Source organism: Bradyrhizobium sp. OK095, assembly GCF_900109945.1.
GTDB lineage: Bacteria > Pseudomonadota > Alphaproteobacteria > Rhizobiales > Xanthobacteraceae > Bradyrhizobium.
In genome coordinates, this window is the sequence record NZ_FOBX01000008.1 from 370,361 (window position 1) to 395,087 (window position 24,727).

19 protein-coding genes are annotated in these 24,727 nt (G+C 64.3%); 12 read left to right on the top strand and 7 right to left on the bottom strand.

Translation table 11 applies throughout. The features are described from left to right. Nucleotides 1-104 precede the first annotated feature (104 nt). Entirely contained in the window at nt 105-1,403 is a 1,299-nt protein-coding gene (locus BMW89_RS22920; RefSeq protein ID WP_244547663.1) for a PQQ-dependent sugar dehydrogenase, read from the top strand. 198 nt (nt 1,404-1,601) lie between these two features. Here BMW89_RS22920 and BMW89_RS22925 read toward each other — a convergent pair whose 3' ends face one another. From BMW89_RS22925 to BMW89_RS22935, 3 genes are read right to left on the bottom strand one after another with little or no spacing between them, the layout of a single operon-like run. After that, nucleotides 1,602-2,402, bottom strand: coding sequence for an SDR family NAD(P)-dependent oxidoreductase (locus BMW89_RS22925; RefSeq protein ID WP_092029265.1), 801 nt, complete (start codon nt 2,400-2,402; stop codon nt 1,602-1,604). Between the two features lies 1 nt (nt 2,403). Further along, complete coding sequence (locus BMW89_RS22930; protein WP_092029266.1) at nt 2,404-2,958, bottom strand: carboxymuconolactone decarboxylase family protein; 555 nt, start codon at nt 2,956-2,958, stop codon at nt 2,404-2,406. Between the two features lie 13 nt (nt 2,959-2,971). Next, nucleotides 2,972-3,784: an SDR family NAD(P)-dependent oxidoreductase gene (locus tag BMW89_RS22935; protein ID WP_092029267.1), complete on the bottom strand. Its 813-nt coding sequence runs from the start codon at nt 3,782-3,784 to the stop codon at nt 2,972-2,974. 230 nt (nt 3,785-4,014) lie between these two features. Between BMW89_RS22935 and BMW89_RS22940 the strand changes: the two genes are divergently transcribed. Genes BMW89_RS22940 through cyoD form a run of 4 tightly spaced genes read left to right on the top strand, consistent with a single transcriptional unit; the run spans nt 4,015 to nt 7,865 of the window. Then, nucleotides 4,015-4,848, top strand: coding sequence for a cytochrome ubiquinol oxidase subunit II family protein (locus tag BMW89_RS22940; RefSeq protein WP_092029268.1), 834 nt, complete (start codon nt 4,015-4,017; stop codon nt 4,846-4,848). Next, the gene (gene cyoB / locus BMW89_RS22945) at nt 4,838-6,838 is read left to right on the top strand and encodes a cytochrome o ubiquinol oxidase subunit I (protein WP_092029269.1); all 2,001 of its coding nucleotides are present in this window, start codon (nt 4,838-4,840) and stop codon (nt 6,836-6,838) included. Before BMW89_RS22940 ends, cyoB begins: the two co-directional genes overlap by 11 nt. After that, nucleotides 6,838-7,479: a cytochrome (ubi)quinol oxidase subunit III gene (locus BMW89_RS22950; protein WP_092029270.1), complete on the top strand. Its 642-nt coding sequence runs from the start codon at nt 6,838-6,840 to the stop codon at nt 7,477-7,479. The genes cyoB and BMW89_RS22950 overlap by 1 nt, the downstream gene beginning before the upstream one ends. Continuing rightward, nucleotides 7,476-7,865 carry a cytochrome o ubiquinol oxidase subunit IV gene (cyoD, locus tag BMW89_RS22955; protein ID WP_092029271.1) on the top strand — a complete coding sequence of 130 codons (390 nt, stop codon included), beginning with the start codon at nt 7,476-7,478 and terminating at the stop codon, nt 7,863-7,865. The genes BMW89_RS22950 and cyoD overlap by 4 nt, the downstream gene beginning before the upstream one ends. A gap of 237 nt (nt 7,866-8,102) precedes the next feature. On the opposite strand, the gene BMW89_RS22960 is transcribed toward cyoD, so the two are convergent. Continuing rightward, nucleotides 8,103-8,891, bottom strand: a complete 789-nt coding sequence (locus BMW89_RS22960) for a thermonuclease family protein (protein ID WP_092029272.1) — start codon at nt 8,889-8,891, stop codon at nt 8,103-8,105. A 201-nt stretch (nt 8,892-9,092) separates the two neighbouring features. Here BMW89_RS22960 and BMW89_RS22965 point away from each other — a divergent pair, with 201 nt between their 5' ends. The 4 genes from BMW89_RS22965 to BMW89_RS22980 all read left to right on the top strand — a co-directional run bounded on the left by BMW89_RS22965 (nt 9,093) and on the right by BMW89_RS22980 (nt 14,057). Next, on the top strand, nt 9,093-10,691 hold the full coding sequence (locus BMW89_RS22965) for a GMC family oxidoreductase (protein ID WP_092029273.1): 1,599 nt from the start codon (nt 9,093-9,095) through the stop codon (nt 10,689-10,691). A 7-nt stretch (nt 10,692-10,698) separates the two neighbouring features. Continuing rightward, entirely contained in the window at nt 10,699-11,148 is a 450-nt protein-coding gene (locus BMW89_RS22970) for a gluconate 2-dehydrogenase subunit 3 family protein (protein ID WP_092029274.1), read from the top strand. A 105-nt stretch (nt 11,149-11,253) separates the two neighbouring features. Beyond that, nucleotides 11,254-12,273 carry a S1C family serine protease gene (locus BMW89_RS22975; protein ID WP_092029275.1) on the top strand — a complete coding sequence of 340 codons (1,020 nt, stop codon included), beginning with the start codon at nt 11,254-11,256 and terminating at the stop codon, nt 12,271-12,273. A 59-nt stretch (nt 12,274-12,332) separates the two neighbouring features. After that, nucleotides 12,333-14,057, top strand: coding sequence for an FAD-dependent oxidoreductase (locus BMW89_RS22980; RefSeq protein WP_092029276.1), 1,725 nt, complete (start codon nt 12,333-12,335; stop codon nt 14,055-14,057). Between the two features lie 132 nt (nt 14,058-14,189). Here the strand turns inward: BMW89_RS22980 and BMW89_RS22985 are convergent, their stop codons facing one another. Then, nucleotides 14,190-17,666: an indolepyruvate ferredoxin oxidoreductase family protein gene (locus BMW89_RS22985; RefSeq protein ID WP_092029277.1), complete on the bottom strand. Its 3,477-nt coding sequence runs from the start codon at nt 17,664-17,666 to the stop codon at nt 14,190-14,192. Nucleotides 17,667-17,831: 165 nt separating this feature from the next. On the opposite strand from BMW89_RS22985, the gene BMW89_RS22990 reads away from it, so the two are divergent. From BMW89_RS22990 to BMW89_RS23000, 3 genes are all read left to right on the top strand, one after another. Next, nucleotides 17,832-18,788 carry a hypothetical protein gene (locus tag BMW89_RS22990; RefSeq protein ID WP_092029341.1) on the top strand — a complete coding sequence of 319 codons (957 nt, stop codon included), beginning with the start codon at nt 17,832-17,834 and terminating at the stop codon, nt 18,786-18,788. Between the two features lie 205 nt (nt 18,789-18,993). Beyond that, nucleotides 18,994-19,692: a cysteine hydrolase family protein gene (locus BMW89_RS22995; protein ID WP_092029278.1), complete on the top strand. Its 699-nt coding sequence runs from the start codon at nt 18,994-18,996 to the stop codon at nt 19,690-19,692. Nucleotides 19,693-19,703: 11 nt separating this feature from the next. Next, entirely contained in the window at nt 19,704-21,353 is a 1,650-nt protein-coding gene (locus BMW89_RS23000; protein WP_092029342.1) for a regulator, read from the top strand. A 53-nt stretch (nt 21,354-21,406) separates the two neighbouring features. On the opposite strand, the gene BMW89_RS23005 is transcribed toward BMW89_RS23000, so the two are convergent. After that, nucleotides 21,407-23,380: a MacB family efflux pump subunit gene (locus BMW89_RS23005; RefSeq protein WP_092029343.1), complete on the bottom strand. Its 1,974-nt coding sequence runs from the start codon at nt 23,378-23,380 to the stop codon at nt 21,407-21,409. A gap of 2 nt (nt 23,381-23,382) precedes the next feature. Continuing rightward, nucleotides 23,383-24,711 (bottom strand): efflux RND transporter periplasmic adaptor subunit, encoded by a 1,329-nt coding sequence (locus BMW89_RS23010; protein WP_502686402.1) that lies wholly within the window; start codon nt 24,709-24,711, stop codon nt 23,383-23,385. Nucleotides 24,712-24,727: the final 16 nt, after the last annotated feature.

A 24,727-nucleotide genomic window follows, 5' to 3' on the forward strand; every position in this document is an offset into this window, starting at 1 on the left:
GCGTTTCGCCTGTTGCGGACCATTTGCGGGTCGATCGGCGTTGACGCGCGAGACATGCAGGCCGGGAGGAATACGACGTGAAAAGCAGGATGGGGCCCGTGGCAATGGTTGCGGGATTGCTGGCCGCGGCCGCTGCGCAGGCCGAGCCGGTGCTACAGGGCAAGGACGCCTACGGCGATTGGCAGGCCGACAAGCCCGGCACGGTCAGGTTGATCCGGCCGCAGGATCTGGTCAGGCCCGGCGCCACAAAGTCGGTTGCGAGCTTCTCGCGCGTGGCGCCGCGTCCGCCGGAAGCCTCGCCCCAGGTGCCGGCCGGCTTCAAGATCGAGCTGTTCGCCGAAGGCCTGCGCGCCCCGCGCATCATCAGGGTCGCACCGAACGGCGATGTCTTCGTCGCGGAGACGCGGGGCGGCACCATCCGCGTGCTACGCGCTGGGGAGGGCGGCAAGGTTGCGACCAACGAGCTGTTTGCCAGCGGTCTGCGGCAACCGTTCGGCATCGCCTTCTTTCCGAACGGCGACAATCCGCAATGGGTCTATGTCGCCAACACCGACAGTGTCGTCCGCTTTGCCTATCAGGCCGGCGATCTCAAGGCGCGCGGCAAGGCGGAGACGATCGTGGCGAGCCTGCCGGCTGACGGCGGCCATTCCACTCGCGATATCGTCTTCACGCCCGACAACAAGCGCATGCTGGTCTCGGTCGGCTCGCTCAGCAATGTCGCCGAGGGCATGGGTACGCCGCCGGGCGGGTTGGAGGCGTGGTCGAAAGCGCAACCGCTTGGCGCGGCCTGGGCCAGCGAGCTCGAGCGCGCCACCGTGCTGGCCTTCGCGCCTGACGGCAAGGAGCGGAAGATTTACGCCACCGGCATCCGCAACTGCGTCGGCCTTGCGATCCAGCCGCAGACCGGTCTGCCCTGGTGTTCGACCAACGAGCGCGATGGTCTCGGCGACGATCTCGTGCCCGATTACGTGACCAGCGTGAAGGAGGGCGCGTTCTATGGCTGGCCGTGGTTCTATATCGGCGGCAACGAAGACCCGCGCCACGCCGGCGCGCGGCCGGATCTCAAGGACAAGGTGACGATCCCCGACGTGCTGGTGCAGCCGCATTCGGCGTCACTCGGCATGGCGTTCTATCAGGGCACGCAGTTTCCCGGGGAGTACCAGGGCGACGCATTTGCTGCCGAGCACGGCTCCTGGAACCGCTCGAAGCGCACCGGCTACAAGGTAATCCGCATCAAGATGAAGGACGGCAAGCCGACGGGGGAGTACGAGGATTTCGTCACGGGGTTCGTGGTGAGCGATACGGAGGTGTGGGGCAGGCCGGTCGGCGTTGCGGTGGCAAAAGATGGATCGCTGCTGGTGTCGGAGGATGGCAACGGCACGATCTGGCGGGTGACGCATTAAACTCGCGCGGCGGTGAAGGTGCACCCTCGCCCCTTGCGGGAGAGGGTGGCTCGCCGCATAGCGGCGAGACGGGTGAGGGGTTCTATCCGCGCGCACATCTCTTGCAGTTGAGTTCGCGGATAGATACCCCTCATCCGGCGCTTCGCGCCACCTTCTCCCTCAAGGGGAGAAGGGCAGTGGCACTGCGCTCGCGGCCGCCTACCCCCGCCTCACACTGGCCCCGCCATCCACCGGCAGCGTCACACCCGTAATGAAATTCGCCTCGTCCGACGCCAGGAACAGCGCGGCGTTTGCGACGTCCCATCCCGTGCCCATCTTCTTGCGCAGCGGCACCTTGCTGTCGCGTTCAGCTTCGACTTCGGCGCGGGTCTTGTGCCATTCGCGGGCGCGGGTATCGACGGCCATCGGCGTGTTCATCAGGCCGGGCAGGATGACGTTGGCGCGGATGCCGTATTCGGCGTTCTGGTAGGCGAGCTGTTCGGTGAAGGCGATCATCGCCGACTTCGTCGCCTTATAGGCGACGTAAGGGTAGGTGGTGATCGCGGCCATCGAGGAGATGTTGATGATGACGCCGCTTTGCTGCGCGCGCATGATCGGGATCACTTCCTTCGCCGCGAGGATGCAGCTCTTGAGGTTGATCGCGACGACGCGGTCGAACGCTTCCTCGGTGATTTGAAGCAGCTCGGCATCGCCGCCGGACAGGCTGACGCCGACATTGTTGTGCAGCACGTCGATTCGGCCCCAGCGCACCTGTGCCTCCGCCACCATCGCCTTGATGTCGGCGGATTTGGTGACGTCGGCCCTGAATGCCGCGGCGGTGCCGCCTGCCTCGGCGATCAGCGCGACGGTTTCCTGCGCCGATTCCAGATGATGGTCGACGCACAGCACTTTCGCGCCCTCGCGCGCGAAAGTCAGCGCGGTAGCGCGGCCATTGCCCATGCCTTCGCCGGGGCTTTGCCCTGCGCCGACGACGATCGCAACCTTGTCCTTCAAGCGCATCTCAGTTCACTCCCGGGATCGGGTACTGCTGGAGTACCTCTTTGTAATACGGCTCGTTGTCGATCTTCATGGTCGCGAGCACGCGCACCACGCCGCAATAGAAGGCGATGGTCAGCACGAGGTCGACCGTGTGCTCGTCGGAAAGATGCTGCTTGATCTCGGCGAAGGTCGCATCCGACATCGCGAGTTCGCGCACCATCTCACGAGCACCTTTCAGGATCGCCTTGGCGAGCGGCTCCAGCTTCGATGGCTTGCCCTCGGTCTCCGCCATCAGGCCGGCGATGTCCTCGTCGGTGACGCCGAACTCCTTGCCGATCTTCACATGATGGGTGAACTCATATTCCGATTTCTCCATCCAGCCGACCTGGAGGATGGCAAGCTCCCGCAGCCGCGGGTTGAGCTTGCTCTTGAAGCGGATATAGCCGCCGATGCCGTTGAAGGCGCGCGCCATCTCCGGCGAGTTGACCAGCAGCTTGTGCAGATTGGTGTTGCGCTTGAGCATGTCGCGATATTCGGGCGCGACCTGGTCGGCCTCGAGATAGGGCAGGCGGGCCATTTCTGTGTGTCCTCTAGTGTTCTTGTGACTCGCGTTCGGGGGCTTGCAGCGTGACGCCGCCGTCGACCACCAGCACCTGGCCGGTGATGTAGCGGGAAAAATTGCTGAGCAGGAATTTGACGGAATGGCCGACATCCCAGCCGGTGCCTTCTGTCTTCAGCACGGAGGCCCTGGCGCGCTGGTCGCGGGCCTGCTCGCTCATGCCGCGGGCATAGACCATCGGCGTGTACATCGGCCCCGGGCAGATGCAGTTGACACGGATGTTGTCGCGGCCGTGATCGACCGCCATCGCGCGGGTGAGGCCGATGATGGCCGCCTTCGAGGTCGTGTAGGTCGTCAGCCCGCGCGGCCGCAGCGCCGAGATCGAGGAGATGTTGACGATCGCGCCGCCCTTGGCGGTCCTGATCATCGCGGGGATCGCATGCTTCGACAGCAGGAACATGGTCTCGACATTGACCTGCATGACGCGGCGATATTGTTCGGGCGCCTCGTCGACCACGCTGCCGCGGCTGCCGATACCGACATTGTTGTCGAGGAAGTCGAGCCGGCCCCAGCGGTCGAGGGCTGCTTCGACCAGCCGCTTGCAGTCGGCTTCATTGGTCACGTCGCCGCCATGTGCCGCAGCCGTGCCGCCTTCGGCTGCGATCATCTCGACGGTACGTTCAGCAAGCTTGAGGTCGCGGTCGGCCACCAGCACTTTTACGCCGGCGCGGGCGAGCAGAATTGCTGCAGCGCGGCCGTTGCCGATGCCGTCGCCCGCAGCGCCGCCGCCGCTGATCAACGCCACCTTGCCGGCGAGGCCGGCATCGTCCTCAGGGCCCTGCATGTCGTTTCATCCCTTGTTTTTGCTGACGATAGCAACGGCGCGAGGGAGTGAGAAGGCCGACCGCCCCGCGCAGATGTCATTGACATCGCACGGAATTGCATGCCGCCGCGCGGGATCGGGCGGTTCTGAAAGACGGTTCTCGGAACCGTCGTCATACAACTGCATTTGTTGTGGAGAGATTTTCGCGTTACGCTTCTCTCGGGGCTTCCCAAATCGCCAGTGGTGTATCGATGAATCTGCTCGATCCACAAGGGCCGGTGGCTGCCGCCAACAGCACCATCCTGGTCGATTCCGTCTTCATCATGCTCGCGATCGTCGTGCCGACGATCATCGCGATCCTTGGGTTTGCGTTCTGGTTTCGCGCCTCCAATCCGAAGGCGCGCTTCCAGCCCGACTTCGTCTATTCCGGGCGTGTCGAGATGGTGGTGTGGGCGATCCCCGCGCTCACCGTGATCCTGCTCGGCGGCGTCGCCTGGATCGGCTCGCATCAGCTCGATCCTGCCGCGCCGGTGCCGGGCACCGGAAGCCCGGTGCGGATTCAGGCCGTCTCGCTCGACTGGAAATGGCTCTTCATCTATCCGGACCAGCGCATCGCCACGATCAACACGCTGACAGTGCCGGCCGGCGCCGAGTTGAATTTCCAGCTGACCTCGTCGAGCGTGATGAACGTGTTCTTCATCCCGCAGCTCGGCAGCATGATCTACACCATGAACGGCATGGTGACGCGGTTGAACCTGCGCGCCGACAATGAGGGCAAGCTCAAGGGGCTGTCGGCGCATTTCTCCGGCGACGGCTTTCCCGACATGATGTTCGACGTCAACGTGATCTCGCCGCTCGCCTTTCCGGATTGGGTGGCGGCCACGGCGAAGACCGATGCCGTGCTGAACGAGGACAGCTACAAGAAGCTGATGCAGCAGGGCATCGAGAAGAACAGGCTGACCTTTCGCCTCGACGATCCCCGCCTGTTCGACCTGATCGCGACCCAGCACATTCCGCCTGGACCAGGACCGGAGCTGCTATCCGACGCAGGCCGTCCCCACAGTGGAGCCCACGATGCTCGGTAAGCTCGATTGGTCGGCGATTCCGTTCGACCAGCCCATTCCGCTCGTCGCAGGCGCGATCGTGCTGGTCGGAATCCTCGCCGTGCTGATCTGGGTCGTGGCGAAGGGGCATCTGCCCTATCTCTGGCACGAATGGATCACCAGCGTCGATCACAAGCGCATCGGCGTCATGTACATCCTGCTGGCGTCGGTGATGCTGCTGCGCGGCGGCAGCGACGCCATCATGATGCGAATCCAGCAGGCCGTCGCCTACCAGTCGCAGGGCTTTCTCCCGCCCGAGCACTACAACCAGATTTTTTCGGCGCACGGCACCATCATGATCTTCTTCGTGGCGATGCCGTTCGTGATCGGGCTGATGAACCTGATCGTGCCGCTTCAGCTCGGCGTGCGCGACGTCGCTTTTCCCACGCTCAATTCCGTCGGCTTCTGGCTGACCGCGACCGGCGCGCTGCTGGTCAACCTCTCGCTCGTCGTCGGCGAGTTCGCGCGCACCGGCTGGCTCGCTTTTCCGCCGCTGTCGGAATTGTCCTACTCGCCCGGCGTCGGCGTCGACTATTACGCTTGGTCGTTGCAGATATCAGGCGTCGGCACGTTGGTGGCCGGCATCAATCTCGTGACCACCGTGCTGAAGCTGCGTACCAAGGGCATGAACTATCTGCGCATGCCGATGTTCTGCTGGACCACGCTGGCCTCCAATCTCCTGATCGTCGCAGCATTCCCGATCCTCACCGCCACGCTCGCGATGCTGCTGCTCGACCGTTACCTCGGCTTCCATTTCTTCACCAACGAGGCCGGCGGCAACATCATGATGTTCATGAACTTGATCTGGGCCTGGGGCCATCCAGAGGTCTACATCCTGGTGCTGCCGGCGTTCGGCATCTTCTCCGAGGTGGTCTCGACCTTCTCCGGCAAGGCGCTGTTCGGCTACCGCTCCATGGTGCTCGCGACCATGGCGATCTGCGTCATCTCCTTCATGGTCTGGCTGCATCATTTCTTCACGATGGGGGCGGGGCCTGATGTCAACGCCATCTTCGGCATCGCCAGCATGATCATCGCGGTGCCGACGGGGGTGAAGATCTACAACTGGCTGTTCACGATGTATGGCGGCCGCATTCGCTTCGCGACGCCGATGCTGTGGGCGATCGGCTTCATGGTCACCTTCATCGTCGGCGGATTGACCGGCGTGCTGCTCGCGGTGCCGCCGGCCGACTTCATGCTCCACAACAGCATGTTCCTAGTCGCGCACTTCCACAACGTGATCATCGGCGGTGTGCTGTTCGGGGCCTTCGCCGGTTTCGAATACTGGTTTCCGAAGGCGTTCGGCTTCCGGCTCGACGAGCGCTGGGGCAAGCTGGCGTTCTGGTTCACTTTCCTCGGCTTCTACGTCACCTTCGTTCCACTCTATGTTGCCGGCATGCTCGGCATGACAAGGCGCATGCAGCATTACGACGTCGCGGAATGGCGGCCCTGGATGTTCGTGGCGGCCGCCGGCATGGCCGTGCTGTCGATCGGGGTGATCTGCCAGATCGTGCAGATCGTCGTCAGTATCCGCAATCGCGAGGCGCTGCGTGATCGCACCGGCGATCCCTGGGATGGCCGCTCGCTGGAATGGGCGACCTCGTCGCCGCCGCCGGTGTTCAACTTCGCTTTCCATCCCGACGTGCGCGGCGAGGACGCCTATTGGGACATGAAGACCCGTGCTCAGCAGCAATCGCTGGAGCACGAAGCGCCCGAGTATCATGACATCGAGATGCCCAGGAACTCGCCGACCGGTTTCATCTGCGCGTTCTTTGCGACCATCATGGGCTTCGCGCTGATCTGGCACATCTGGTGGATGGTGATCCTGGGCGGCATCGGCGCGTTCGCGACCTTCGTCGTGTTCGCCTGGCGCGACCATGACGAATACGTCATTCCGGCCGAGGAGGTCGCAGCGATAGACCGCATCAATCTCGAGGAACGGCGCAGCCTCGTCAGCATGGCGGGAGCGGTCTGATGGCGATGACGGCAACCGTCGGCCACGCCCATGCCGATCCCCATCATATCGGCGTCGTGATCGAGCATCCCGGTCCGGCGTCGAAGCGGATCGTGACCGCCTACGGCTTCTGGGTCTTCCTGCTCTCCGACATCGTGATGTTCTCCTGCTTCTTTGCGGCCTATGCCGTGCTGGTCAGCCAGACCGCGGGCGGGCCAAGGGGCTCGGAGATTTTCGAGCAGCGGAACGTCGCGATCGAGACGGTCTGCCTGCTGCTGTCGAGTTTTACTTGCGGCATGGCCAGCATTGCCGCCGATGTGCGCAACCGGTTCTGGTTCTATCTTGGCATGACCGTGACCTGCGTGCTCGGCCTGATCTTCCTCGTCATCGAGTTCCGCGAATTCGCAGACCTCGTCGCGCGCGGCTATGGCCCGTCGCGCAGCGCGTTCCTGACGTCGTTCTTTTCGCTGGTCGGATGCCACGGCCTGCACGTCTCGGCCGGCATATTGTGGCTCCTCACCATGATGGCTCAGGTCTTTGGAAAAGGCTTTCGCGCCGATGTCCTGCGCCGGATGATGTGCTTTGCGCTATTCTGGCATGCGCTCGACATCGTCTGGGTCGGGGTCTTTTCCGTCGTCTACCTGCTTGGGAGTGGCGTATGAGCGATCAAGCGCACACGCGGACCGAACATGACATCGCACCGGGCGATGAAGAGCAACACAGCGTCGGCGAGCGAGTGATCGGTTACGTCGTTGGTCTCGGCCTTGCGCTGCTGCTCACGGCGACCTCGTTCTTCATCGCCGGCACCGATCTGGTCTGGCAACCCTCCATCCCCGTTGCGCTGATCGTTCTTGCGATCGCTCAGATGGGCGTGCACCTCGTGTTTTTCCTGCACATCACGACGGGGCCCGACAACACCAACAATGTGCTGGCGCTGGCTTTCGGCGCCATGGTCGTTTTCCTGGTGGTCGGCGGCACCGTCTGGATCATGGGGCATCTCAACCAGAACATGCCGCCGATGGACCAGATCATGCAGATGCATCGCTAAAGCGAGCAGGAATGCGGAGATAGCCCCGCCCAAAAAAGAAGAGCCGCTTGTTGTGACAAGCGGCCCAAGTCTAGGGAGGAAACGCCCGAGCAAAGACAATCCAATGAGGATCGTCTGCCAAGGAAGCGCTCACGCAAAGCGTGTGCGCACGTTTATAAGTGCAGCAACTCGCGTTGGAGTTCAATTCCGGATCAATACTGGCTCCGGCTACCACTCACGGCTGCGTGAACCAATTGTTCACTTTGGCCGGCGGCAATTGTACGCCCTGCGGAACCCCGACGCCTGCGCGTCGTCTTCCGAGCAGAACCAGCGGTCCGGCTTGGTCGTCGCGGGATAGCTCGGGCAGCCCCGCAAATGATAGATGCCGATATTGCCGGTGACGCGGGCGCGCACGGCGAGCTTGCCCTTGATGGCGCAGCTCGGCGGCATCGTCAGGTCCTCCGGAAACAGCACCCCGCGGATCTCCTTGTCGCGGTCGGGGCGGCAGGCGGCGCCCAGCAGCGTGCCGTCCTTCTTGCCGGTGCGGAACTCCTGCGGCGCAACAAAGCAGCCCTTCCAGATGCCAGCGGAGGCGCTTTTGGCTTCGCCGGCCGCCGGCTTGACGTTGGCCTTGATCGGCTCGCGGGCGATGGCATAGCCGAGCTTGACCAGCTGTTCGTTCAGGCTGGTCTTGTCGCCCTCGGCCGTGCAGATCGCGCGGTGGCGCTTGCCGAAATTCTTTTCGGGCCCGACATCGTCGCAGCCCACGGAGCGCTTGTTGATCAGCTTCGCCAGTTGGTCGCGGGCCTCGATGCCGCAGGTCCAGGGATCGGCGTGATCGTCGATGCAGACCTGGTCCAGCTCCGGCGCGTCGACGCCGTCCAGCCGGTAGGTGACGTCGCCGAGTTGGATCGAATTGGCGTCCCGGACGGTGGCCGCCGCCGTCAGCGCGGAGGCTGGTCCGGAAGAAGCCAGAAACCCGGATAGAGCGAGAAACAGAACGAGCGCGAAAGCGCGGGCGGCGGCAAATGAATTTTGGGAGGACATACGGTCTCGCTACGATTGCTCTGGCGCCTCGTTCCTAGCATCCGGGCGTGGCAACACCAATGGTCTGCGCCCTGCGAAGTGCGACATTCGCCAGCCAGCCTTTACTCGCCTGCCGGTCTGCCCCTATCGTTCGGCGCTGCTGACGTGGCAGCAAAGGCCGAATCGCCCGGGAAGCGGCGAGGGCGGGAGGAAAATGCTTCGATGAAAGACCCCGTAGACGTCCTGATCATCGGCGCTGGTGCTTCCGGCGCGGCGATGGCGTGGTCGCTGGCTGAGACCAAGATGCACATCCTTTGCCTGGAGCAGGGCGGCTGGATGAACCCGGCGGAATATCCCAGCACGGGCCGGGACTGGGAGGCCAAATTCTATGGCGAGTGGTCGTCGAGCCCCAACATTCGCGGCCGGCCCGAAGACTATCCGATCAACGACGACAATTCGCCAATCAAGGTCGTCAACTACAACGCCGTCGGCGGCTCGACGGTGATGTACACCGCGCACTGGCCGCGGCTGCATCCCTCCGATTTCAAGGTCAAGACGCTCGACGGCGTCGCCGACGACTGGCCGATCGACTACGACGCGCTGACCCCGTTCTTCGAAGAGAACGACCGGATGATGGGGACATCAGGCCTGTCGGGCGATCCGCTGTCGCCGCTGACGCATCCGCCGATGCCGCAGCAGCCGATGGGATTGTCCGGCGCCATCATCGGCAAGGCCATGAACAAGCTCGGCTGGCATTGGTGGCCGTCGGATACGACGGTCGCAACCATGGACTATGAGGGCCGGGCGCGCTGCATCAATCTCGGCCATTGCACGCCGGCCTGCGCGCAAGGCGCAAAATCCTCGACCGACATCACCTATTGGCCACATGCGGTCCGCGCCGGCGTCGAGCTGCGCACCCATTGCCGGGTGCGCGAGATCACCACCGACGAGAGCGGCATGGCCACGGGCGTGGTCTATTACGACAAGGACGGTGTCGAGCAGTTCCAGCCGGCGCATGTCGTCATCATCGCCTGCAACGGCGTCGGCACGCCGCGGCTCCTGCTCAACTCGAAATCGAACCGCTTTCCGAACGGCCTCGCCAATTCGTCGGGCCTTGTCGGCAAGAATCTTATGTTCCATCCCTATGCGCAGATCTACGGCTATCTGAAGGAGCCGACTGACAGCAACCGTGCGCCGCCGACCTGCCTTTGGAGCAAGGAGTGGTACGATACGGATCTCTCGCGCGGATTCGTGCGCGGCTATGGCGTCCAGTTCGTGCGCGGGGCAGGGCCGGTGTTCGAGGCCGTCGTCAGCGAGCAGAAGGGTATTTTGCCCTGGGGCAAGGACCATCACCGAATCTTCCGCAAGCTCAACGGCCATCGGCTGGGTTTCTCCGCGATTTGCGAGGACCTGCCGGAAGAGCACAACCAGGTCACGCTCGATCCCGTGCTGAAAGACAGCCACGGCATTCCCGCGCCGAAGATCAACTATACGATCAGCGAGAACAGCCGGAAGATGATGGAGCATGCGCTGGCGCGAGGCCGCGAAGTTCTGGAGGCGGCGGGCGCAACCGACATCTGCGTCAACTCGCCGATCCCTTGGGGCGGCTGGCATCTGCTCGGCACCGCGCGGATGGGCACCGACCCCGAGCGCTCCGTCGTCAACGAATGGGGCCGCACGCACGACGTGAAGAACCTGTTCATCGTCGACGGCAGCATCTTCGTCACCTCGGGCGGCGTGAACCCGACCTCCACCATCCAGGCCCTCGCGCTGTACATCGCCGACCAGATGAAGCAGCGCCTCGCAAATTTGTTCGACTGAGGCCGTCATGTCCGCAGACAATCAACTCACACGCCTCCAGCGCGACGACCTCCGCACCGTCGCCGCGATGATCGTACCCGCCAGCGATGCGTATAAGGTGCCCGGCGCCGACGACCCTGCGATCCAAGCCGACATCTTGGCGACGCTCGGCCGCGATACCAAATTAGTGGTGGCGGCGCTGGACCATCTGGCGCGGCTCGCCGGCCAGCCGTTCGCCGAGCTCGACACTGCGAAGCGCGATGCGGTGGCGCAGGAGTTTCGCCAGCACGGCGGCGCGGCCGCGGCGACGCTCGTCCGGGTCGTCCTGCAATGCTACTACCGCGACGATCGCGTGCTGCGCTCGCTGGGGCTGGAGCAGCGCGCGCCGTTCCCCAAGGGCTATGTGCTGCCGGATGGCGACTGGTCGCTGCTCGACCCGGTCAAGGCCAGGTCTGGCACGCTGCGGCGGGCGCCCTAGCCACCTTGGCAGTCCAGCCTTGGCAGTCCAGCCTTGCGCCCCTGGCGGGCCACTTGCGCGGGGGGAAACAGGCCACCATCTGTGTGAGCCTCAAGGACTTTTGCCATGCTGGATTTCACTTCAGACATCGTCGATGACGCCTCGTCATCGCGAACGGAAGCGGCTGCCCCGGACAATGACCGGGCGCTGCTGGACGCCTATTCCAATGCCGTGATCGACGTGACCGACCGGGTCGGTCCCGCCGTCGTGCGGGTCGAGACCGGGCCAAAGGTGCCGAACGGCCGCGAGCGCGGCGGGCTCGGCTCGGGCATCGTGATCTCGCCGGATGGGCTCGTGCTCACCAACAGCCACGTCGTCGGCTCGTCGAAGGAGATTCGGCTGCGGGACGTCGAGGGAAACGTCGGCGATGCCCGGGTTCTCGGCGTCGATCCTGATACGGACCTTGCACTGCTCCGCGCCGATGGCGTGCGCGACTTGCCCTATGCAGCGCTCGGCAATTCCAAGACCCTCAAGCGCGGCCAGCTCGTGATCGCGATCGGCAATCCGCTCGGCTTTGAATCGACCGTCACCGCCGGTGTGGTCTCGGCACTGGGACGCTCGATCCGCTCGGTGAGCGGGCGCACCATCGAGGACGTGATCCAGACCGATGCTGCGCTCAATCCCGGCAATTCCGGTGGTCCCCTGGTGTCGTCGAATGCCGAGGTGATCGGCATCAACACCGCCATCATCAACGGCGCGCAAGGCATCTGCTTCGCGGTCGCCAGCAACACCGCGCAATTCGTGCTGTCGGAGATCATCCGCCACGGCTATGTCCGCCGCGCGTTCATCGGCGTCGCCGGACAGACGGCGCCGGTTCCGCGGCGGCATGCGGTGCTGGCCGGCGTCGAGAACAAGATGGGCGCGCTCTTGATGCAGATCGAGCCGGATGGACCTGCGGCCAAGGCGGGCCTGTTGCCCGGCGACGTCGTGATCAAGCTCGACGGCGTCGAGATCAACGGCGTCGACGATCTGATCCGCGTGCTCGATCGCGACCGGATCGGGCGGCGGCTCGCCATGGACGTGCTGCGGCTCGGCCGCCTGCGGGGAATCGACATCGACCCGATCGAGCGCAAGCCAGCCCGCTAGCGTTCAGCGGCCGGGGCGGGGTATGACGGTGTCATGCCTCGTTTCCGGACCCCCGCCGCATGATGCCGGCACATGAGACCTACGACGTCATCGTTATCGGCGCCGGCGCTGGCGGCATGACGGCGGCAGCGGTGGCCGCCGCCGAAGGTCTTCGTGTTCTCGTGATCGAGAAGACCGCCTTCGTCGGCGGCACCACGGCGTGGTCCGGCGGCATGGTCTGGATTCCCGCTAACGCCAAAATGAAAGAGGCAGGTCTCTCGGACAGCATCACGGATGCCGTCCGCTATCTCTCGAGCACGGTGCCCGAGCCCGCCAATGCCGGCCTGCGCGCAGCTTTCCTGGCGCGCGGACCGGAGGCAGTCGCCTATCTCGAAGCCAACACCGAGGTGCGCCTTCAGCCAGTAAAGGCCTATCCGGATTATTATCCGGAGCGGCTGGGCGCGACATCAGGCGGGCGCGTGCTGGAGCCGCTCGCCTTCGACGGCACAAGGCTGGGTGCGCATTTCGCGCGGCTGCGCGCGCCGCTGCCGGAGTTCACGCTGTTCGGCGGGATGATGGTCAACCGGCTCGACATCCCGCATCTGCGCCGGATCGGACAATCGCTGCGCTCGACCCTGCGCGCGGCGCGGCTGGTCTCGGAGTATGCGCTGCAGCGGCTGCGCAGCCCGCGCGGCACAACGCTGCATCTTGGCAATGCGCTCGCTGCGCGGATGTATGCCTCGCTGCTGGCACGGCAGGTCGAGATCCTGTTCAGCGCTGACGTCGAGGATGTGTCGATGCAGGGCGATCGCGTCAGCGGTGTGGTCATCCGCCATGGCTCACGCGATCGCCCGATCGCCGCGCGCCGCGGTGTGGTGTTGGCGACAGGCGGCTTTTCGCACGATGCCACTTTGCGCAAGCGCTTCTTTCCGGCCGCTGCTGGATTTGTCTCGGCGACCAGCACATCAGGCACAGGCGACGGGCTGCGGCTTGCGACTACGGCCGGCGCTGCGCTCAACACGGACGCGACCAGCCCGGCCTATTGGGTGCCGGCCTCGCTGTTCCGGCGCGCCGACGGCAGCCGTGGCGTCTTCCCGCATACCGTGACCGACCGCGCCAAGCCCGGATTGATCGCCGTCAATGCTACGGGCCGACGCTTCGTCAACGAGGCGCTATCGTACCATGAGTTCGTGCTCGCCATGCTGCGTGACGGCAATGGCGAGCCAGACCGGCCGTTCTATCTGATCTGCGACCGCTCGTTTCTGTGGGCTTATGGCCTCGGCCGCATCAAGCCGTTCACGCATAGCGTTCGGCATTATGTGGCGGGCGGTGAGTTGATCGAGGCGCCTGACATCGCGCAGCTCGCGGCGAAGATCGGCGTCAAACCGTCCATGCTCACGGCGACGATTGCGAGCTACAATGCAGATGCGAAGGAAGGGCGCGATCCCGAATTCGGCCGTGGCAGCACGATCTATCAGCGCCACCTTGGCGATGCCGCGCACAAACCCAATCCATGCGTCGCGCCGATCCTCCGGGCGCCGTTCTTCGCGATGCGCATCTATCCGGCCGATCTCGGCACCGCGATCGGCATGAAGGTCGATGCCCAGGCACGTGTGCTCCGCGAGGACGGAACGCCAATCGCGGGCCTCTACGCCTGCGGCAACGACATGGGCTCGATCATGAACGGGAATTATCCCGGGCCGGGCATCACTCTGGGGCCGGCGCTGACGTTCGGGTATATTGCGGGGCGGCATTTGGCGGAGGGGACGACGATCGCGCCGAGCGCTGCGAAGGCGTCGGTCTGATCGTTGTCTCCGCTATATCCACGTCATTGCGAGCGTAGCGAAGCAATCCAGAATCTTTCCGCGGTGGCAGTCTGGATTGCTTCGTCGCAAGGGCTCCTCGCAATGACGGCGGAGAGAGCTCGCGCCTAACCGCTACTCCGCAGCCGCGGCAAAGCGGCTGTTTTCCAGCTCCGCTTCCAGCCGCGCCTTTTCCGCCGCCGCCAGCTTGATATTGGCTTCCTTGACGTGACCGAAGCCGCGGATCGTCTGCGGCACGCGCGCGATCCGCGCCAGCAGCGGGAGATGCTCCGCCTTCAGCCCCGGCATCCGCTGATCGATCATCGCGAGATAATCCGCGACCAGCTCCCGCTCGGTCCGGCGCTCCCCAGTGCGGCCGAACGGATCGAACGCGCCGCCGCGCAGAAATTTCAGCTTCGCCAGCACGCGGAAAGCGTGGATCATCCAGCCGCCAAACTCCTTCTTCTGGAGATGTCCCGTCGTCTTGTCCCGCTGCGCGAAGATCGGCGGGGCCAGATGATACTTCAGCGTAAAATCGCCGTCGAACTTCTCCGACACCTTCCCGGCGAAGCTGCCGTCGGTGTAGAGCCGCGCGACTTCGTACTCGTCCTTGTAGGACATCAGCTTGAACAGGTTCTTTGCCACCGCCTCCGAGAGCTCGGTGGACGCGGGTGAGGCGGCGGTTTCCGCCTTCCGCACCTTGGCAACCGCCGCGAGATAGCGGTCCGCGTAAGCCTTGTTTTGATAGCCGGTCAGGAATTCGGCGCGGGTCGCGATGATGTCGTCGAGCGACTTCGCCGGAGCAGACGCCCGGCTCTTGAATTGCAGCACGCTACGGACCCGCGACATGTCGTGGGCGGCCAGCCGCCCCCAGGTGAAGGCGAGCTTGTTCATCTCGATCGCGGCGCCGTTGATCTCGATAGCGCGGAGCAGGGCCTCCAGCGACAGCGGGATCGCGCCCTTCTGGAAGGCGAAGCCGAGCATGAACGGGTTGGTCGCGATGCTGTCGCCCATCAGCGCCGAAGCAATGCCTGTGGCGTCGATGATGTCGAGATTCTTCTCGCCGATCGCGTCGCGCAGCACGGTCTGCATCGTGCCCATCTCGAAATCGAGATCGGGGTTTTGCACGAAGCTCGCGGTCGGCTGCAAATCGGCGTTGACATAGGCCTTGGTCACGCCGCGCTCGGCACGGCTGAGCGCGGAGGGGCCTGCCGAGACGATCATGTCGCAGCCGAGGATGACGTCGGCGCCGCCCGTGCTGATGCGGACGGCGGAAATGTCCTCCGGCTCCGAGGCGATGCGGACATGGCTCATCACGGCGCCGTTCTTCTGCGACAGGCCGGTGAAATCCAGCGCCGAGCAGCCACGGCCGTCGACATGGGCGGCCATGCCCAGCAGCGCGCCGATGGTGATGACGCCCGTGCCGCCGATACCGGTGACGAGGATGTTGTACGGCGCCTCCAGCTCACGGGCAGGCGGCAGCGGTAGGTCGGCAAACAATTGTCCGGAGTCGACCGCCGAGGTCTTCATGCGCTTCAGGCTGCCGCCATGTACGGTGACAAAGCTCGGGCAAAAGCCCTCGACGCAGGAAAAATCCTTGTTGCAGTTCGACTGGTCGATCTGGCGCTTGCGGCCGAACTCGGTTTCCAGCGGCTGCACCGAGACGCAATTGGAGGCCTGCGAGCAATCGCCGCAGCCTTCGCAAACGAGCTCGTTGATGAAGGCGCGCTTGGCGGGATCGGGATAGAGCCCGCGCTTGCGGCGCCGGCGCTTTTCGGCGGCGCAGGTCTGGTCGTAGATGATGACCGTGAGGCCCTTGATGTCGCGCAATTCGCGCTGCACGGCATCGAGCTCGCGGCGGTGATGGATAGTCGCACCCTGCGGGAAGTAGTTTCCTTCCGGATATTTGCTCGGATCGTCCGAGACGATCGCAAGCCGCTTGATACCCTCGGCCCAGACCTGATGCGCGATCTGCGCGACGTTGAAGCCGCCCTCGGCGGGCTGGCCGCCGGTCATCGCGACGGCGTCGTTGTAGAGGATTTTATAAGTGATGCTGATGCCGGCGGCGGAGGCGGCGCGGAGCGCCAGCAAGCCGGAATGCGTGTAGGTGCCGTCGCCGAGATTCTGGAAAATGTGCTGCTCGGTCGTGAAGGGCGCTTGCCCAATCCAGTTCACACCCTCGGCGCCCATATGCGAGATCAAATCGGTCCGGCGCGTCGGCATGCTCAGGGCCATGCCGTGGCAGCCGATGCCCGCCATGGCGCGGCTGCCTTCGGGCACGCGGGTCGAAGTGTTGTGCGGGCAGCCCGAGCAGAAGAACGGCGTGCGCGCGAGCTTGATCTGCGTGGTGGCGGTAACAGGATTGTCGAAGGCCTCGAGCCGGGCGAGGCGCTGCTCCAGCACCGGGCTGTGATGCCCGAGCTTGCGCAAGCGCGCCACCAGCGCGCCCGCGACGATGGTCGGCGTCAGCTCGCCCTCGCTCGGCAGCAGCGGCGCGCCGCTCTCGTCGCGCTTGCCGGTGACGGTCGGGCGCCGGGACGCATCGACGTTGTAGAGGATGCGCATCAGCTGGTCTTCGATGAAGCCGCGCTTCTCCTCGACCACCAGCACATCCTGAAGACCTTCGGCAAAACGCTTCGCGCCGCTTTCCTCCAGTGGCCAGGTCAGTGCGACCTTGTAAATGCGAAGGCCGAGATCCTGCGCGTCCTTGTCTGTAATGCCTAAGTCGGCGAGCGCCTGGCGCAGATCGAGATAAGCCTTGCCGGTCGCGACAATGCCGAGCCGTGCCGGCTTCGAATCCAGCACGATGCGGTCGAGCTGGTTGGCGCGTGCAAAAGCCTGCACCGCCGCCATCTTCGGGCCGAACAGGCGCCGCTCCGCGTCCAGCGGCGGATCGGGCCAGCGGATGTTGAGGCCGCCCGGTGGCATCTCGAAATCGTCGGGGAGCACGATCCTGATACGTTCAGGGTCGCTGTCAATCGAGGCGGAGCTCTCGACGGTCTCGCTGATCGCTTTGAAGCCGACCCAGCAGCCGGAGAAGCGCGACAGCGCAAAGCCATAGAGGCCGAGGTCGAGATAGTCCTGGAGCGTCGCGGGATTGATCACGGGGATCAGCGCGGCCGCGAACACTTGCTCGCTCTGGTGCGCCAGCGTCGAGGACTGGCAGCCATGGTCGTCGCCGGCAAGCGCGAGCACGCCGCCGTTCAGCGAGGTGCCGGCGGCGTTGGCATGCTTAAGCGCATCGACCGAGCGGTCGACGCCAGGGCCCTTGCCGTACCAGATGCCGAACACGCCATCGACCTTGGCGCCGGGAAACAGGCCAACCTGCTGGCTGCCCCAAACGGCGGTTGCCGCGAGGTCCTCGTTCAGGCCGGGGACGAAGGCGATGTCGTGCTCCTGGAGGTGCGACTTCGCGCGCCACAGCGCATGGTCGTACATGCCGAGCGGGGAACCGCGATAGCCGGAGATGAAGCCGCCGGTGTTGAGCCCCTGGAGGCGGTCTCGTTCGCGCTGCAACATGGGCAGACGGACCAGCGCCTGCGTGCCGGACAGGAAGATCCGCTTCGATTCGAGCCGGTATTTGTCGTCCAGCTCGACCTGCATCAGCGTCATGTCGAAAGTCCTTGTTGTCTTGGCTGGCGAGGGGTGTGCGCTGCGGGAGGGATTGCGGTTGCGCGCCGCGAATTGTGACAGTCAAGAGCATGGGTAGCCGAAGTCAATACGGCTAGCCGCATCCGTGGCGCTCCTGCTAGTCATGGCTTGCGCGCGGAGGACAGCATGACAACACAAGCATTTAATACCGAGATCACCGAGACCGCCGAGGCGCTGATAGGCCCGTGGCGCCAGCCGCGCCAGATGCTTCAGGCTCAAACTTACGACGCGCATGCCTCCATCCATGACGACGCCACCGCGCAGAAGCTCGGCTTCAAGGGAGGCACCATCGAGGGGCCCACGCATTTCAGCCAGTTTGCACCGCTCGGTGCGGAGTTGTGGGGGAGCGCGTGGTTCGAGAGCGGCTGCCTCTCCGCGCATTACCGCAGCGTCTGCTACGAAGGCGAGGAAGTACAGGCGATCCTGTCGAAGCCATTGCCCGGCACGAACCAGTGCCAGATCCAGATGGTGAAGCGCGACGGCACCGAGGTGCTGCGTGGCACGGCCTCGGTCGGCGATGCGCAAGCCGCAACGGCGCTCGAGACCCGCCTCGGCGAGCTCAAGCCGCTCACCGATCCCGTCATCCTGCGCGACGTGAAGGTGGCACAGACCAGCAGGCGGCAGACGGTGCGGATGGCGTTCGATCAGAACATGGGCGACCTCTATCCGTTCTCGCTCAAGCAGAAGCTCGCCGTGATCACTGAGAGCTCGCCGCATTATTCGGGCGCCGAGAATCCCTGGGGCAGGGCGATCATCCCGATGGAGATGCTGAGCGTGTTGTTCCAGTACCGCTCCAAGGACGATCCGCTTCCGGCCAAGGGACCGGCCGTTGGCCTGTTCGCCGATCAGGAGATCAGGCTGATCAAGGGCCCGCTCTTCGTCGACGAGGCGTATGAAGTCGAGCGCGAGGTCGTCGCACTCTCCGGCAGCCGCCGTACTGAAAGCGCCTGGGCGAAGACGCGCGTGTTCGACAAGGCGGGGACGGTGGTCGCGACCATGCTGCTCAACATGGCGACGCTGAAGGATTCCTACGCGCCCTATGAGGCGGAGTATCGGCGGCTGTACGGCCCCACTACCCGCTAATAAAGCGAGCGGCGCCGCAGCTTATCCTTTGAGCAAATGCCCGTCGCAAAGACGTCGCACAGGGAATAAGCAGAGGTTGGATCGTCGCATAACACGCTGAAAGTGCGCCAGATTTCTGCGCCACTTCCAGCCAAACGCTATTGTACACAATGGCACGGCGTTTGCAGAACTCCTTGCAAAGAGAGTTCTCGCGGGGGCCTGAGTCATGTTGAACTCAACCAAGTCGACACTCGGCGTCGTCAGCGCCGAGCCCGAGCCGATCAAGCTCGACTGGGCGAGCACTGCGCTTCTCATCATCGACATGCAGCGCGATTTCATGGAGCCCGGCGGCTTCGGCGAGACGCTCGGCAACGACGTCAGCCAGCTTGCGCGCGCGGTGAAGCCGATCGGCGCGCTACTGAAGGCGGCGCGCGACACCGGCATGCTGGTGGTCCACACCCGCGAAGGTCATCTGCCCGATCTCTCCGATGCGCCGCCGGCGAAAGTCGAGCGCGGTGCGCCGAGCCTTCGCATCGGCGATCCCGGCCCGATGGGCCGCATTCTCATTCGCGGCGAGGCCGGCCACGACATCATTCCCGAGCTTTATCCGCTCGACAATGAGGTCGTGATCGACAAGCCCGGCAAGGGCGCGTTCTACGCCACCGAGCTCACCGACGTGCTGGAGAAATACGGCATCGAGAATCTCCTGGTGTGCGGCGTCACGACAGAGGTATGCGTCAACACCACCGTGCGCGAGGCCAATGACCGCGGCTATCGCTGCGTCGTCATCTCGGACGGCTGCGCATCCTACTTTCCCGAGTTTCACGAGATGGGCCTGAAGATGATCAAGGCCCAGGGCGGGATCTTCGGCTGGGTCGCGGACTCAGCCGCAGTACTGGAGGCGATGAAGACTTCGACCACATAGGGGGTATGACCATGAGCACATCGACGGGGACGGCCGGCAAGTCCGAGTTCAAGCCGGCACTATGGACACCGGGCGACTGGAACGCGTTTTTCGGCTTCGGCACCAACATCCTCGTCAACATGCTGGTGCTCACGGGCCTGTTGCGCTTCGTCTTGAAGATGCCGGACAGTCTCGTGTTCGGCCGCATCCTGCCCGCGCTTGGGCTGATGATGTGTCTGTCGACCTTCTACTACGCGTACCTCGCCTATCGTCTCGCACAGAAGACCGGCCGCAGCGACGTCTGCGCGTTGCCCTCGGGCGTCAGCGTGCCCCACATGTTCATCGTCACTTTCGTGATCATGCTGCCGATCACGATCAAGACCGGCGATCCGCTCAAGGGCTGGTCGGCGGGTCTGGTCTGGGTATTCTTCCAGAGCTTCATCCTGATGATCGGCGGCTTCGTTGCGCCGTTCATCCGCAAAATCACGCCGCGCGCGGCACTGCTCGGCACGCTCGCCGGCGTCTCCGTCACCTTCATCTCGATGCGCCCCGCGCTCGAGATGTACATGACGCCGCAGATCGGTCTGGTCTGCTTCGCCATCATTCTGGTGAGCTGGTTCGGTGGTGTGAAGTATCCAAAGAGCATCCCGGCGGGCCTGATCGCGATTGCGGTCGGCATGGTCATCGCCTGGGGCTCGAACCTGTTTGGGCTCAATCTCGGTGGGCTGAGCGTCAAGGGCGTCGGCGATGCCTTTGCCAGCTTCGGCTTCTCGGTGCCGATTCCGGCGGTCGGTCAGGTTTTCTCCGGCTTCGAATTCCTCGGGGTCATCCTGGTCACCGCGATTCCGTTCGGCATCTATGACCTCGTCGAGGCCATGGACAATGTCGAGAGCGCGGAAGCGGCCGGCGACGAATATCCGACCACGCGGGTTCTGACCGCAGACGGTGTCGTCAGCCTGATCGGCTGCCTGATGGGCAACCCCTTCATCAACGCCGTCTATATCGGCCATCCCGGCTGGAAGGCGATGGGCGGCCGCATCGGCTACTCGGCTGCGACCGGCATCATGGTGGTGGTGCTGGCGTGGTTCGGCATCATCCCGGTGCTGCTGGCGCTGGTGCCTGTCGTCGCGATCTCGCCGATCCTGCTCTATATCGGCATGCTCATCGGCGCGCAGGCGTTCCAGACCACGCCGGTCAAGCACGCGCCCGCGATCGTGCTGGCCTTGACCCCGCATCTCGCGGCGTGGGCCAAGCTCCAGATCGATACGATGCTGGGCTCGACCATGAATGCGGCGGCGACTGTCGGCGGCATGGCCGCCGACAAGGCCGACGCGGTCAAGACCGCCGCGATCGCCGCACTTCCGCAGCAGGGCGTGTTCTACCACGGGCTCGAGATCATGGGCGGTGGCTCCATCCTCGGCGGCCTTATCCTGGGCGCGATCGGTGTCTTCATCATCGAGCGTGACTTCGAGAAGGCCTCGGCCTTCGCGCTGGTCGGTGCGGTGCTCACCTATTTCGGCTTTATGCACGGTGAGTCGGTCGGCATCGGTGGCGGCTTTGGCGTCACGCCGTCCGTCGCCTTCGCCTACGCCGTCGTGGCGGCCGGACTGTACGTTCTCAGCCGGCGTACCAGCGAGCATTACGTGCCGCACGCGGAGATGTCGGCGGCCCCTGCGGAGTAGCGAGGTTCGCGGCCGGGCGGCGCGACGTCGCCCGGCCGCATTCTCTCCCGCGGTCACTCCCGCATCAGTGCCGTCACCGGGTCGAGCTTCGAGGCATTACGCGCCGGCATGTAGCCGAATGCGATGCCGATCATGCTCGAGCACAGGAAGGCGGCGACGATCGAGGTGGTCGAGTAGATCAATCTGAAGCCGACATCGAAGGCGTTGAAGACGACGCCAAAGCCAAGCGATAGGCCAATCCCGGTCAGGCCGCCGATCAGACACACCAGCACGGCCTCGATCAGGAACTGTTGCAGGATATCGTTCTGGCGGGCGCCTACGGCCATCCGAACGCCAATCTCGCTCACGCGCTCGGAAACCGACACCAGCATGATGTTCATGACGCCGATGCCGCCGACGATCAGCGAGATGACGGCGATGGCGGCGACCATGAGCGTCAGGATACCGGTGGTGGTCTGGATGGTGCGCCTGATATCGTCGGTGTTCAGAATAAAGAAGTCCTTGGCATTGTGTCGTTGTGTCAGAAGGCCGGTCACCGCCTGTTCGGCGAAGTCGGTGGAGGTGCTGTCGTTGACCCGAATGCTGATGCTGCGCAGCGACACGTCGCCGAGAAAACGCGCCTGCACCGTGGTGTAGGGAAGATAGATCGTGGGATTGGCGCTGGAGCCGAACCCGCTTTGCTGCTGGCGCGTGACGCCGATAATGCGGCAGGGCACCCGGCCGACCAGGATGATTGTTCCGATCGGGCTCGTCGAAATATTGGCAAACAGCGCCTTGCGCGCGTTGTCGTCGATCACCGCATCCTGGGCGAAGCTGCGCACGCTGTCGGCATCGAGGAACGTACCCTCCGCGAGTTGGGTGCCCTTGACCGCAAAATACTCCTCGCCGACCCCGGAGACCTGCGCGCTGGCCTCGATGGAGCCGAAGCGCAGGGTGACGCTGGTCGATACCGTCGGTGTGACCGCCGAGACGTAGATCTGTTGCCCCAGGACGCGCGCGTCTGACGCCACCAGGGTCTTGATCTTGGTCGAGCGCGTGTCACCGAAATCCTTGCCGGGAAAGATCTCCAGCGTGTTGGTGCCGAGGCTGTTGATGTTGGCCAGGACGCGCTCCTGCGAGCCCGCGCCCAGCGCCACCACGCAGACCACGGATGCAACGCCGATGATGATGCCGAGCATGGTCAGGAACGCGCGCAGGCGGTGCGCGTTCATGGTCAACAGCGCCATCCGCAGGGCCTCGCGAAACCTGCCGAACGACGCCCGCCAAGGCGCCGCCGGCTTCGCGGGCGATCGCGCCGTGCTGCGGTCCTCGATCGGTATCGGCGCGATCGACAAATCGCTGTGATTGGGCTGGTCGGATATGACGACGCCGTCGCGCAGCTCGATAATCCGCTTGGCACGGCGCGCCACCGCCATGTCGTGGGTCACGATGATCACGGTCCGGCCCTCGGCGTTGATCTCGTGCAGGATCCGCAACACCTCTTCGCCGCTACGGCTGTCCAACGCTCCGGTCGGCTCGTCGGCGAGGATCACGTTGGCGTCGTTCATCAGGGCGCGGGCGATCGAAACCCGTTGCTGTTGGCCGCCCGACAACTGGCCGGGCCTATGCTCGAGCCGCCCCGCCATGCCGAGGCGATCGAGAATGGCGGATGCCTTGGCCCGGCGGTCGTGCTGCGAGAGACCGGCATAGACCGCGGGTACCTCGACATTGCCGATCGCGGAAAGTTCGTTCAGGAGGTGGTAGCGCTGAAAGATGAAGCCGAAATGCTCGCGCCGTAACGCTGCCAGTTCATCCATGTCGAGCGAGGCGACCTCACGGCCCGAGACCCGATAGCTGCCCGACGTCGAACGATCGAGGCAGCCCAGAATGTTCATCAGGGTCGACTTGCCCGAACCGGATGCACCGACGATCGCGACCATTTCGCCGGCCGCGATGCTGATGTCGATATGGTCGAGCGCGACCACGGTCGAGTCGCCCGAAGAATATTCGCGGCTCAGCCTTTCGATGACGATCAACGGCTCGGTCACGGTCACATGCCTCCGGGCGGCGGCATGTTGGTTTGCTTCTTGGCGTCGTCCCGACCGGTGCCGATCACCACGCGTTCACCCGGCTTGAGGCCGTCGCGAACCTCAGCCATCACTTTGTTGTCGAGCCCGACCCTGACCGTCCGCGTGACCACGTCGCCGTTGGAGCTGACTACGCTCACCATGGCGGTGCCGTCCGGCTGAGCCTTCCCGAGCGCGGCCGACGGAACGGTCAGGACGTTGTGCGCCTCGCCGAGCACGATGTGGACCTCCGCGGTCATGTAGGTCCGCAAATAGCCGTCGAGATTCGGAACGTCGAATATCCCGTTGTAATAGATCGCCGAAGACGATGAAGATGAAGACGACGATGAATTGCTGGACGTTGTCGTTGAAGACGTAAAGCTGCTGTCGGTCTTGACCGATTCCGGCGCCGGCTCGATGGAGACGAGCTTGGCATTGAAGCGCCGTTCCGGATCGCCGAGAATCGTGAAGTACACGTCCTGGCCGGGGGCGACCCGGACCACATCGGCCTCGGAAATTTCCGCACGCACCGTCATGGTGTCGACCTGACCGAGCACCACGATCGTCGGCGCCGACTGCACCGCGTTGACGGTCTGGCCTTCCTGGGTAACCACCGCCAGCACCGTTCCGTCGATCGGCGTGGTGATGCGGGTATAGCCGAGATTGATGCGCGCGGTTTCGATCGCGACTTTCGCCTGGATGATCTGGGCGTCGAGTTGCGCGATCTGCGCGCTGGTGGTCTTGACGTTGGCCTCGGCGGAATCGTAGTCGGCGCGCGACGATGCCTTCTGTGCCAGCGTAGTCTGCTGACGCGCCAGCGACGCTTCCGCAAGCGCGAGCGTCGCCTCCTTTTCCTGGCGCTGGGCCCGGTTATATTGCAGCGCTGCCTCGTTGGTTCGCAGCGTGTTTTGCTGCGTCTGGGAATCGATCTCGGCGATCAGGTCGCCGGCCTTGACCTGCTGCCCGAGCACCACTTTCACGGAGACCACGCGGCCGGAAACCTGCGCGCCGATGGCGACGAGTTTGACCGGCTTCAGGGTGCCGGTTGCCAGCACGGTTCGCTCGATGTTTCCAACCACGGCCTGCGTCGTCACGAGATTTGCTGCCGGATCGGACAACAGCTTCGCCTTCAGCATCCACCCGGTAGCGAGCGCCGCGATGAGAGCTGCGGCGGCGAGCATCTTCCACCATAGCTTCGGCCGCTTGCGATGCGGCGGAGGGGCGAGCGATGGCGAGGCTTCGCTGGCCGGCCGCGGCGAAACGTCCTTGCCGGGCGCGGGTCTGACCGGCTGCTTTGCAATGTCATTGATCATCTGCATGGATGGCGCT

Excerpts from the sequence above, each read along its gene's own strand:
- BMW89_RS22920 (WP_244547663.1), top strand. The coding sequence starts at position 105 with ATGGTTGCGGGATTGCTGGCCGCGGCCGCTGCGCAGGCCGAGCCGGTG.
- BMW89_RS22925 (WP_092029265.1), bottom strand. The coding sequence starts at position 2,402 with ATGCGCTTGAAGGACAAGGTTGCGATCGTCGTCGGCGCAGGGCAAAGC.
- BMW89_RS22930 (WP_092029266.1), bottom strand. The coding sequence starts at position 2,958 with ATGGCCCGCCTGCCCTATCTCGAGGCCGACCAGGTCGCGCCCGAATAT.
- BMW89_RS22935 (WP_092029267.1), bottom strand. The coding sequence starts at position 3,784 with ATGCAGGGCCCTGAGGACGATGCCGGCCTCGCCGGCAAGGTGGCGTTG.
- BMW89_RS22940 (WP_092029268.1), top strand. The coding sequence starts at position 4,015 with ATGAATCTGCTCGATCCACAAGGGCCGGTGGCTGCCGCCAACAGCACC.
- cyoB (WP_092029269.1), top strand. The coding sequence starts at position 4,838 with ATGCTCGGTAAGCTCGATTGGTCGGCGATTCCGTTCGACCAGCCCATT.
- BMW89_RS22950 (WP_092029270.1), top strand. The coding sequence starts at position 6,838 with ATGGCGATGACGGCAACCGTCGGCCACGCCCATGCCGATCCCCATCAT.
- cyoD (WP_092029271.1), top strand. The coding sequence starts at position 7,476 with ATGAGCGATCAAGCGCACACGCGGACCGAACATGACATCGCACCGGGC.
- BMW89_RS22960 (WP_092029272.1), bottom strand. The coding sequence starts at position 8,891 with ATGTCCTCCCAAAATTCATTTGCCGCCGCCCGCGCTTTCGCGCTCGTT.
- BMW89_RS22965 (WP_092029273.1), top strand. The coding sequence starts at position 9,093 with ATGAAAGACCCCGTAGACGTCCTGATCATCGGCGCTGGTGCTTCCGGC.
- BMW89_RS22970 (WP_092029274.1), top strand. The coding sequence starts at position 10,699 with ATGTCCGCAGACAATCAACTCACACGCCTCCAGCGCGACGACCTCCGC.
- BMW89_RS22975 (WP_092029275.1), top strand. The coding sequence starts at position 11,254 with ATGCTGGATTTCACTTCAGACATCGTCGATGACGCCTCGTCATCGCGA.
- BMW89_RS22980 (WP_092029276.1), top strand. The coding sequence starts at position 12,333 with ATGATGCCGGCACATGAGACCTACGACGTCATCGTTATCGGCGCCGGC.
- BMW89_RS22985 (WP_092029277.1), bottom strand. The coding sequence starts at position 17,666 with ATGACGCTGATGCAGGTCGAGCTGGACGACAAATACCGGCTCGAATCG.
- BMW89_RS22990 (WP_092029341.1), top strand. The coding sequence starts at position 17,832 with ATGACAACACAAGCATTTAATACCGAGATCACCGAGACCGCCGAGGCG.
- BMW89_RS22995 (WP_092029278.1), top strand. The coding sequence starts at position 18,994 with ATGTTGAACTCAACCAAGTCGACACTCGGCGTCGTCAGCGCCGAGCCC.
- BMW89_RS23000 (WP_092029342.1), top strand. The coding sequence starts at position 19,704 with ATGAGCACATCGACGGGGACGGCCGGCAAGTCCGAGTTCAAGCCGGCA.
- BMW89_RS23010 (WP_502686402.1), bottom strand. The coding sequence starts at position 24,711 with ATGATCAATGACATTGCAAAGCAGCCGGTCAGACCCGCGCCCGGCAAG.